Annotated in this window: 7 protein-coding genes; 4 read left to right on the top strand and 3 right to left on the bottom strand. The window is 57.7% G+C overall.

Features of this window, described 5'->3' with window-relative positions:
- Positions 1–2,102: Ig-like domain repeat protein (locus VMU57_RS10440; RefSeq protein ID WP_325383134.1), on the top strand; the 2,102-nt coding region annotated here is incomplete at its 5' end.
- A gap of 14 nt (positions 2,103–2,116) precedes the next feature.
- On the opposite strand, the gene ppk1 is transcribed toward VMU57_RS10440, so the two are convergent.
- Positions 2,117–4,300: a polyphosphate kinase 1 gene (ppk1, locus tag VMU57_RS10435; RefSeq protein ID WP_325383132.1), complete on the bottom strand. Its 2,184-nt coding sequence runs from the start codon at positions 4,298–4,300 to the stop codon at positions 2,117–2,119.
- A 165-nt stretch (positions 4,301–4,465) separates the two neighbouring features.
- Here ppk1 and VMU57_RS10430 point away from each other — a divergent pair, with 165 nt between their 5' ends.
- From VMU57_RS10430 to VMU57_RS10420, 3 genes are all read left to right on the top strand, one after another.
- Positions 4,466–5,038, top strand: a complete 573-nt coding sequence (locus VMU57_RS10430) for an RNA polymerase sigma factor (RefSeq protein WP_325383130.1) — start codon at positions 4,466–4,468, stop codon at positions 5,036–5,038.
- Positions 5,039–5,048: 10 nt separating this feature from the next.
- On the top strand, positions 5,049–5,408 hold the full coding sequence (locus VMU57_RS10425) for a hypothetical protein (RefSeq protein WP_325383128.1): 360 nt from the start codon (positions 5,049–5,051) through the stop codon (positions 5,406–5,408).
- Positions 5,409–5,761: 353 nt separating this feature from the next.
- A complete protein-coding gene (locus VMU57_RS10420; RefSeq protein ID WP_325383125.1) occupies positions 5,762–7,846 on the top strand; it encodes a polysaccharide lyase family protein in 2,085 nt (694 codons plus the stop codon).
- Between the two features lie 16 nt (positions 7,847–7,862).
- Here the strand turns inward: VMU57_RS10420 and VMU57_RS10415 are convergent, their stop codons facing one another.
- Both VMU57_RS10415 and VMU57_RS10410 read right to left on the bottom strand, forming a co-directional pair.
- Complete coding sequence (locus VMU57_RS10415) at positions 7,863–9,290, bottom strand: sigma-54-dependent transcriptional regulator (protein ID WP_414648627.1); 1,428 nt, start codon at positions 9,288–9,290, stop codon at positions 7,863–7,865.
- 10 nt (positions 9,291–9,300) lie between these two features.
- Positions 9,301–10,278 (bottom strand): PAS domain-containing sensor histidine kinase (locus tag VMU57_RS10410; RefSeq protein ID WP_325383121.1); only part of this gene is annotated, 978 nt, incomplete at its 5' end.

Genomic DNA, 10,278 nt, shown 5'->3' with positions numbered 1-10,278 from the left:
CAATGGTCATCGCCATTGACCTCGATGTTGCCCCTATTCTTTCAGTGAGCTACGGCCAGTGCGAGAGAAATCTTCCTCCGGCCGAAGTAGTGGGATTGAATACTGTTTTGGAGCAAGCTACCTTGCAGGGCATCACTGTCCTTGGCCCTACCGGCGACGATGGCGCTACGGATTGCGACACTTTCGTCACCTCAGCTACGAAGGGGCTGGCGGTAGATTTCCCCGGAAGCTCTCCTTACGTCACCGGCCTCGGCGGCACCATGTTCGCGGCGGATGACCCGTCAAATGCATCGGCTTATTGGCATACGGCCAATGCAACCAATGGCAGTTCGGTGATTAAGCACATTCCTGAGACGGTCTGGAATGAAACCCCGGACGATATTACTGGTACTCCTCCTACCTTCGGAGCAGGCGGCGGAGGGGCCAGTATTTACTTTTCCAAACCGTCATGGCAGACAGGCCCCGGGGTGCCTGACGATGGCGTTCGTGACGTCCCGGACATCTCTCTGAACGCAGCTTCCAATCATGACGGCTATCTCGTCTGCATCCTATCTTCCTGTACCGCAGGGCAGTTTTACAACTCAGCTGGCGGTGTTGTCTACGGCGGAACATCGGCGGCGACCCCCACTTTTGCTGGAATCATGGGTCTCGTGGAAGAAGGCCTCAGCCCAGGCCATCTCGGCCATGGTCGCCTCGGCAACATCAATCCGAACATCTATGCCATGGCGAATGCCGACAGCAGCAGTTTTCATGACATTACCTACGGCGATAACAAAAGCCCATGCAGTTCGGGCCCAGATTGTCCGAGCGGCGGCGGATCAATCGGATTCACCGCGGGTATTGGTTACGATCAGGCGAGCGGATGGGGCAGTATAGACGCAGCTAATTTCCTCGCCAAATGGATTTCGGTTCCGCCACAAACACCAGCCGGGACAGTGATCTCTCAGACCACAGTGACCGCGACGCCAAACACTGTCCCGGCAGGGACAGCGATCTCACTCGCTATCAGCGTGGCCTCGGGCAGCCCATTCACGGGTATCCCGACGGGTACCGTTCGAATTCAGGTTGACGGAACAACGGTAGCTAATTCGGTTCCGCTCACCAACGGTCAAGTTCACTATTCTCTGGACACGACGGGGCTCACTGTCCAACCTCATATCGTCACGGTCATTTATTCCGGCGACCCGATCTTCAGCGGCTCGCAAGGTACGGTCAATATCACTATCACGGGCGCAGGCACAGGAGGGACGATAGCCTCTCGGACCAACGTGACCGCAACGCCAAGCACCGTAGTGGCAGGGACGGCGATCTCTCTCGCCATCACGGTGGCTCCGGGTAGCACATCGACGAATATGCCTACAGGCTCTGTTCAGGTTGAGGTGGATGGAGCAACGGTCGGAAGTTCCACCGCTCTTGCCAACGGCCACGCCAGCTACAGGTTGAACACGTCGGCGCTGACTGCCGGAGTGCATACTGTCACGGTGATTTATTCCGGGGATACGAACTTCACCGGCTCGCAAGGCAACACCACCATCACCATCACGGTGCCGTCAACCACCAGCGACTTCACCATCACGCCTTCGACAGCTTCCGTCAGCACTATCGTTGGCGGGAAGGTCCCGGCAATTGTCTTCACGCTTGCTCCCGTCAATGGATTTACCGGCCCCATTACGCTGAGTGCTTCCGATACAAGCAAGGATCAGCTTACTCCGGCCTTCTCCGTAAACCCGGTTGTGATCAACTCGACGAACGGTGCGACGACGACGCTTACGTTCACGGCCTTTCAGAGCCTTACGAGGGTGCGAGGAGGATCGTCGCCATTCCAACCAGCCTCGAACGGCTCGGCGGCCGGGAAGATGCGTTGGTATGCCGCCGGCTCTGGAGCGACGCTGGCCTGCATGTTCCTGCTCGTTCTTCCGCGTCGTCGCCGCTGGGGAGCGCTGCTCGCCGTGCTTCTCTCCATAGGCGCAATCGGCGCCTCTGGCTGTGGCTCAGGAGGTACTCTTCCATCTGACGCTACCTATAACGTCACGATCACGGCTACGGCTGCGGGCAATCTTTCTCACACCGCCGCGGTGCAGGTAAAGTTCAGTATCAGATAGCGGCTGAGCTTGCTCTACAAGGCCGTACCTTCGGGTGCGGCCTTTCCTTTTGCGGGAACCGCTTCCACCGCGCCTTCAGCGATGCGCATCAAGTAATCCTGGGCAGCGAATGCTGTGCCCCCTTTTGGCGCTCGCACGTACTCGCCATCCGGTTGCAGGAGCCGAGCCTTTGTATTGTCCGCCAGATAAGCCGCCAGAATCTCTTCGCGCAGCCGCGTCACCAGTCCTGCCTGGGCCACGGGAAACAGGACTTCGCATCGCTCAAATAAATTTCGCGGCATCCAGTCCGCGCTGCCGCAGTAGATCTCCTCTTTACCGGCGTTGGCAAAACAGAAGATCCTGCTGTGTTCGAGATACCGCCCCACGATGCTGCGTACCCGTATTCGCTCGCTCAAGCCCTTCACCCCTGGGCGCAGCGAGCACATGCCGCGCACGATCAGGTCAATCTCCACGCCTGCCTGCGAAGCAGCGTACAGTGCCTCGACGGTGGGCCGGTCAAGCAGCGCATTCATCTTCGCTACAATCGCAGCCGGCTTGCCCGCCTTTGCGTGGGCCGCCTCGCGCCTGATCAATGCAATCAGCTTTTCCGCCAGCGTTAGCGGAGCCACCATCAAGGGCGCGTATGACGCCGCCTCCGTCTCCGCCGTGAGATAGTTGAAGACCTTCTGCACAGCTTCGGTCATCTCTGGCCGCGAGGTCAGCAGGCTGATGTCGGTATAGAACCGCGCCGTCACGGGATTGTAGTTTCCCGTCCCCAGGTGGGCGTACCTTCGAACCACACCGTCGGGATCGCGCCGCACCAGCAGCGCGAGTTTGCAGTGGGTCTTGAAGCCGAAGATCCCATGAAACACTCCGACCCCTGCATCTTCCAGCTCCCGTGCCCAACGGATGTTCGAGTCTTCGTCGAACCTGGCCATCAACTCCACCACGACGGTTACATCCTTGCTCTGTGCCGCTTCAATCAGCGCGCGAAAGATCGGAGAATCCTTGCTCGTCCGGTAGAGTGTCTGCTTCATCGAGATGACGCCGGAATCCTTCGCGCCAGCCTCGATGAAGTCCTCCACCGTTTTGTACGAGTCGAAGGGGTGGTGCAGCATGACATCGCGTGCACGCAGTTCTTCGAACAGGTCAACCGACTTTGCTCCGGGCTTGAACTCCTTTCCCGCGAACGCCGGATATTTAAGCTCGGGCCGCTTCGTCTCCGAGTACAGATTCATCAGTCGCGAGAGGTTGACCGGCCCATCCGTCCCAAATACCTGCCACGGGTCTAGCTCGAAGTTCATTCTGAGCCGTTCGACGATCTCTTCCACTGCCGAGCCGTCGATCTCGAGCCTCACTGCATCGCCCTTGCGTCGGTTGTGCAGCTCCGCGCGCACACTCTCCAGTACTGATCGCGACTCTTCTTCCTGCATGTAGAGATTGCTGTTCCGTGTCACTCGAAACGCAGAGCACGACAGCACCTCATAGCCGCGAAACATTCGCTCTACCTGCGATTCGATCAGTTCGTGCAGCAGGATAAAGTCGCTATATCCTTCGGGTCCTGGCAACGCAACCAGCCGGGGCAGGGAACGCGGCACCGTCACGACGCCTAGAATCGCAGGCCTTGTTCCACCGTTTGCTCTGCGCTTGTTTTTCAGCAGCAATGCCAGGCAAAGCGCCTTGTTCAGTACTCTTGGAAAAGGGTGCGAAGGATCGATCGTCACAGGGGTCAGTAACGGATCGACTTCGTTCTCATAAAACGCAAGCGCATACGCACGCGCTTCTTCACTGATCTGCTCCCAACGCAATACCCGGATGCGCTCTTCTCGCATCGCGGGCAGTAATTGCTCATTCCAGCATCGGTATTGGGCTGCTACAAAATCCTTCAAACGCTCGCGCAGCAGATTGAGGCGTTCCTGCGGTCTCAAGCCGCCTTCGTCGAGAGGTTGTGCGAGGTCATAGCCGTCCTCAATTCGCTGCAAAATGCCTGCCACACGAATCTCGATGAATTCATCCAGGTTGCTTGCTGTAATCGCGAGAAACTTTACCCGTTCCAGGAGGGGGTTCGTCGTGTCCTGGGCTTCTTCCAGTACGCGCTGGTTGAATCGTAGCCACGATTCATCCCGGTTGAAGAACAAGCTCTCAACCATCTTCGCGGACGTCTTCCTGGTAGACCTGGACTGACTCGTTGCTGTCGCTACTCGCTTTTTTACAGTCATAGAGGTATATGAGATTACCGTACTTATGTGAAGCTATTGCAAATCCATAGAAACTTGAGCTAGATCCCCTTGCTGCACCCTCTTCCGGCCTCTACTTGAAAATAAATCGCCGCACGCACGTAAATCCTAAAATATGCCTACCCACTTATCCGTCTACACCAGTAGATGAACGAATTGACGATCATCGAGCAGGACCAGCTCATCTCCGAAGCGATGGAGCGAGATGAGCCGCGGCTGCGCAGCTTCATTCGCAAGCGAGTGGCGGACAGCGGTGAAGCCGAGGACATCCTGCAGGACGTCCTCTACGAGTTGATCGAGGCCTACCGCCTTATGAAGCCCATCGAACAGGTCACGGCGTGGCTCTTTCGCGTGGCCAGAAATCGGATGATCGACCTCTTCCGCAAGAAAAAGCCTGGCTCGCTTAACGAGTCCATTTCTACCGAAGACGGCAGTGACACGCTCGAAGATCTCCTGCCATCGCCCGACGAAGGCCCCGAGGCGGCCTACGCCCGCAACCTCCTGCTCGATGCTCTCGACGAAGCCCTCGACGAACTGCCACCCGAGCAGCGAGAAGTTTTCGTTGCCCATGAGTTTCTGGGACAGAGCTTCAAAGAGATTTCAGCCGAGACCGGCATCAGTGTCAATACGCTGCTCTCGCGCAAACGCTATGCCGTCCTGCATCTTCGCAGTACGTTGCAATCGATCTACAGCACCATCGACACCATCGCAAAGCCATAAGGAGAAAAGAATGCGTCACCACCCAATCATCAAAGGAATCAAAATTATCCTCTTCGTGCTCGTCGGGGGTACTGTGCTCGGCTTTGCCACGATGGAGCTCTGGAACGCTCTTCTGCCGCAGATCTTCGGCTTGCACCGCATCAGCTTCTGGCAGGGAGTCGGCCTCGTCCTTCTTAGCAGAATCCTCTTCGGTGGATTTCACCGTCACTCCGGCCATCGCGACCAGTGGAAGCGCGGCATGAGGCACCGCATGAGAGAGCGCTGGGAGCACATGACCCCCGAGGAGCGCGAAAAACTCCGTAAGGGCATGCGCTGCGGCCGCAATCCGTTCAACCAGTCAGAAGAACACCCCGCGGAGCCGCGTATATGAATGAGCTGGTAAAGCTGAACGCTACGATGTCAGAGCGCCAACCTCAACATCCCATACTCTCGCCTCCTCAAAGCCAGGCATCGCCTAACTCCATAGACTTTCGCGTCATGGAACTGGAGATCGAGAATTCACGTCTACAAAGACTAGTTGCCGAATTACTTCTGAAGAATCAACAACTCAGAAAGAATCAGGAGCTGGGGGATGTTTAGCGAATAGCAATGCTCCCCGGTCGAACCGTCTCGCCTCAGAGTTTGCCGGTTCGGTTGATATTTCTATCTCCCATTCCGCGTCTTTTTCAAAACATAAAGCGTATTCGTAATGAAACCCATAGCGGGCCAAGGACGATTACGCCAATGCAACTGCTGCGTTCCCTCATCTCTGCCGGACAAGTCTTTCTTCTTCTCTCCATCACCTCTGCCGCGCTGGCGACGACCGCACAGCAGCCTCCAGTCACCATCACCGACACCGGCACCAATTTCATCCTCGCGAACGGGTATGTCACCGCCTCGATCAGCAAGACCACCGGCGACATGGTATCGCTGAAATATCACGGTCTTGAAACCATGGGTTACGTCTCCGGCCACCACGCCGGTTACTGGGAGCAGAACCCTTCCGGCGCCATACGCAAGGCCGATACCATCACCATCGATCCTGCGAAGAACAACGGCGAGCGCGGCGAAGTCTCCATCAAGGGTTGGTCCGACGGACAATCCCTTACTGCTCATCCCGTCCCCGATCCCGGTGCCGCAAATGAAGACTCGGCCTCGCAGCTCAATGGCCGCCACATTGGGCCACCTTCGGGCTCCGGCCGCATCGCTAACGCCGGAACGTTCGTCGGCCGCGGTCCCGGCCGCGGCGGTAGAGGCCACGGCCTTCTTCTCGATATGGAGATTCGCTATACACTCGCTCGCGGCGACCGTGGCATCTATACCTACGCCATCTTCACTCACCAGCCGAGCTATGGAGCCACCAGTCTCGGCGAAAGCCGCTACGGCTTCAAGCTCAACAGCCAGGTCTTCGACTGGCTTTCGGTTGACAGCCAGCGCAACGCCCTCATGCCCACCAGCTCGGACTGGGACAACGGCACCGACCTCAACATGAAGGAGGCCCGTCGTCTCACTACAGGCGTCTACAAAGGCCGCGCCGAGCACAAATACGACTACTGCGCCGACCAGTTCGACACTCCCGCCTTCGGTTGGTCGAGCACCAAACACCACATCGGCCTCTACTTCATCAACCCGTCGATGGAGTACCTCAGCAGCGGCCCCAACCACTTCGAACTAACGGGGCACATCGACGACGGCGATGGGGGCGATCCTACCTTGCTCGACTATTGGCGCGGCACGCACTACGGCGGCAGCGAATTGAACGTCAACGCTGGTGAAGCATGGAACAAAGTTGTAGGGCCAATCTTTATCTATCTCGACTCAGCCATTACTCCTGATGCCATGTTCCGCGAGGCGAAAGCTCAGGCAGCCCGTGAGGCGGCGAAGTGGCCTTATACCTGGGTCAAAGACGCGGACTATCCGCACGCCGCTGAGCGCAGCATCGTCACCGGTCAGCTCATTTTGAAAGACCCGCAGGCTCCAAAGGCAAAGCTTCCCAACCTGCTCGTCGGGCTTGCCTACCCTGACCAGACCGGTGATCTCCCCGTATCGACGCGCGGCTTTGGTTCTCAGCGTGTCACCTGGCAGAACGATGCCAAGCACTACGAGTTCTGGACGCGCGGCACTGCCGACGGCCACTTCACTATTCCCAAAGTACGTCCCGGAACCTACGAACTTCACGCCATCGCCGACGGCGTTCTCGGCGAGTACGCAAAGGCTGATATCACGGTAACTTCCGGTCAACCGCTCGATCTAGGCAAGCTCGACTGGAAGCCCGTTCGCTATGGAAAACAGCTTTGGCAGATTGGTATCCCCAACCGCTCCGCCTCCGAGTTTCTCAAGGGCAAAGATCACTGGCACTGGGGCCTCTACCTCGAGTACTCCAAACTCTTTCCCCATGACGTCGAGTACACAATAGGGAAGAGCGACTTTCACAAGGATTGGTACATCTATCAAGTCCCGCACATCATCAGCGACGACGGCACTGGCCGCAGCAAGGGCCGCGCCACAACATGGACCATCCACTTCAACATGCCTGCCACCCAGCCCAAGGGCCGCGCCACTCTACGTCTTGCGCTGGCAGGTGTCAGCACCCGAAGCATAGCAATAGGTGTCAACGACAAAGCTGTGGGAGACATCACGGGACTGATCTACAACGCCACCATCAACCGCGACGGCGTAGAAGGCTCATGGGTAGAGAAAGACCTCTCCTTCGACGCCTCTCTCCTGCGTCCTGGCCAGAACACGCTCACTCTCACCGTCCCTGCAGGAGGACTTACCAGCGGCGTCTCTTACGACGTGGTCCGTCTGGAGTTGGCAGACGCACAATAAACGCAGTTGGATTTAGCTAATCGCGAACACGCTTCTTGATCTCGACATTCAGACGTTTGATCTTCTGGTTTAGCGTCGAGAGCGGGATCTTGAAGTATTCTGCAGCTTCGGTCTGGTTCCAGTGGCAGCGTTCGAGCCGGTCCGAGATGATGCGTCGCTCGATCTCTTCCATCAGGTCGAAGAGGGAAGCGTCGGGCTTATGGTCGAGCAGGCTGGCTGAGTAGGTGCTGCCGGTCAACTGCGCCGGGAGCAGGTCGGGAGTGATGGCCTTGGATGTGGCAAGCACAACGCCACGCTCCATCGCGTTCTCCAACTCGCGAACGTTGCCCGGCCACTCATGATCCATCATGATGCGCAGCGTCTCAGGTGTTAGAGATGGAACCTCAGTCCCGTTCTCGTCCGCATAGAACTTCAAAAAGTGTCCAGCCAGCAGAGGAATATCCTCGCGGCGCAGGCGGAGTGGAGGCAGCTCCAGCGTGATGACATTAAGTCTGTAGAAGAGGTCCTCGCGGAAACGTCCTTCGCGGACCGCCTCCTGCAAGTTGACGTTGGTGGCCGCGATGATGCGGACATCGACCTGGATCTCCTGCACGCCACCGAGATGCATGAAGCGGCGGTCTTGCAGAACGCGCAGGATCTTCGCCTGCATGTCCATGTTCATCGTGCCGATCTCGTCGAGGAAGAGTGTGCCGCCATTCGCGATCTCGAAGAGGCCCTTCTTCGCGCTGATCGCGGAGGTAAAGGCTCCCTTGACGTGTCCGAACAGCGTCGATTCCAGCAGATCGGATGGAACTGCGCCGGTGTTGACGGGAACAAAGGGATGGTCGCGCCGCGGAGAGTTCGCATGAAGTGCCTTCGCGATCAACTCTTTTCCGGTTCCGCTTTCGCCCTGCAGCAGGACGGTGGAACGGCTCGGCGCAACCTGTGCGATCAGGTCGAAGAGGCGCAGCATCGGTTCGCTCTTGCCGACGATGTTCTCGAAGTTGTAACGCTGCTTCAGAGTCCGCTTGAGCTGAATGACCTCTTCTTCAGCCCGGTGCTTGGCGATCGCGGTGCGGATGTCGGCCAGCAGCTTCTCATTGTCCCAGGGCTTCTGAACGAAGTTCTCCGCGCCCGCGCGAATGGCGTCGACGACGTTGCCGACAGTGCCATAGGCCGTGATCATGATGACCGGAAGATTCGGCTGCATCTCGACGATACGCGGCAGCAGGTCGATACCGCTCTCGCCCGGCAAGGCAAGGTCGAGCAGCAGAAGATCGTACTCGTTGCGCGACAGCATATCGAGCCCCGAGGTGCCGTCGCCGGTAAGGGTCACGGTGAACCCTTCCAGTGTCAGCAACGTCTCGAGCGATTCTCGAATGGCATTTTCGTCATCGATGATGAGAATGCGGGGTGTTCCAACAATGCGGGCCGTGCGTTGCAGATGGAGAGATTCGGCTGCCATCTCGGTTGCCTCAGACATGGATCGTCTTCCTCTCGGTCTCGTTACGTCCGTTTGTAAATGTTTCAACAGTGCTCTGGGACCGGCTCCCGGAGGCAGGGAACTCAAGCTGGAACGCAGTCCCGATGCCCCGCTCGCTCTCTACATGAATCTTGCCTGCATGTTCCTGAATGATTCCGTAGCTGACGGCAAGACCAAGGCCTGTGCCTTTATGCTCGCCTTCCCGCGGCTTCGTCTTGGTTGTAAAGAAGGGGTCGTAGATGCGGTGAAGGTGCTCGCGCTCGATTCCGCCGCCGGAGTCCTGGATGCGCACAAAGACATGGCCGGAGCTATTGAAGGTGGCAACTTTCAGCGTTGCATTCGACATACCGAACATTGCGTCTTTTGCGTTCAACATGAGATTGAGAATGACCTGTTGCAGCTTGCCCTGATTTCCGTGGATATGTAAGAGTTGTGGGTCGAGATTGGTTTCAATGTGAATCTGCGCTGTCTTCAACTGGTGTTCGAGCAAGGTAAGCGTATCGCGAAGAAGCTCGTTGAGGTCGATGCTGGTGAACTCGGCTCCGCTGGTGCGGGAGAAGTTCAACAGGCCGTTGACGATCTCCGATGCGCGAAACGTCTGCTGCGTGATCTTTTCAAGCACCGGCGCAAGACGCTCGTCATCGCGCATGTGCTTGGTCAGCATCTGCGTATAGCTGGAGATGACCGCCAGCGGCGTGTTGACCTCGTGCGCTACGCCCGCAGCCAGCAGGCCGATGGAAGAAAGTTTTTCAGACTGGGTCAGCTGGGCTTCGAGTTGGATGCGGTCGGTGATGTCGTCTACCAGAATGATGCGTCCAACCGCGATGAAGTCGCGCGTCACCAGTGGCGCAATGGCGATATTGGCTGTGCGCACACTGCCGTCAGGCAGCGCGAGGCGGAATTTGTAAAGAGTGTGGGTGCCTTGTTCCTCGCGCACGCTGTTGAACCGCGCGACGAAATCCGCAGGGAA

Source organism: Edaphobacter sp. (assembly GCF_035532915.1).
Lineage (GTDB): Bacteria > Acidobacteriota > Terriglobia > Terriglobales > Acidobacteriaceae > Edaphobacter.
This window is presented reverse-complemented; position numbering and strand designations above follow the sequence as displayed.

Excerpts from the sequence above, each read along its gene's own strand:
- ppk1 (WP_325383132.1), bottom strand. The coding sequence starts at position 4,300 with ATGACTGTAAAAAAGCGAGTAGCGACAGCAACGAGTCAGTCCAGGTCT.
- VMU57_RS10430 (WP_325383130.1), top strand. The coding sequence starts at position 4,466 with ATGAACGAATTGACGATCATCGAGCAGGACCAGCTCATCTCCGAAGCG.
- VMU57_RS10425 (WP_325383128.1), top strand. The coding sequence starts at position 5,049 with ATGCGTCACCACCCAATCATCAAAGGAATCAAAATTATCCTCTTCGTG.
- VMU57_RS10420 (WP_325383125.1), top strand. The coding sequence starts at position 5,762 with ATGCAACTGCTGCGTTCCCTCATCTCTGCCGGACAAGTCTTTCTTCTT.
- VMU57_RS10415 (WP_414648627.1), bottom strand. The coding sequence starts at position 9,290 with ATGGCAGCCGAATCTCTCCATCTGCAACGCACGGCCCGCATTGTTGGA.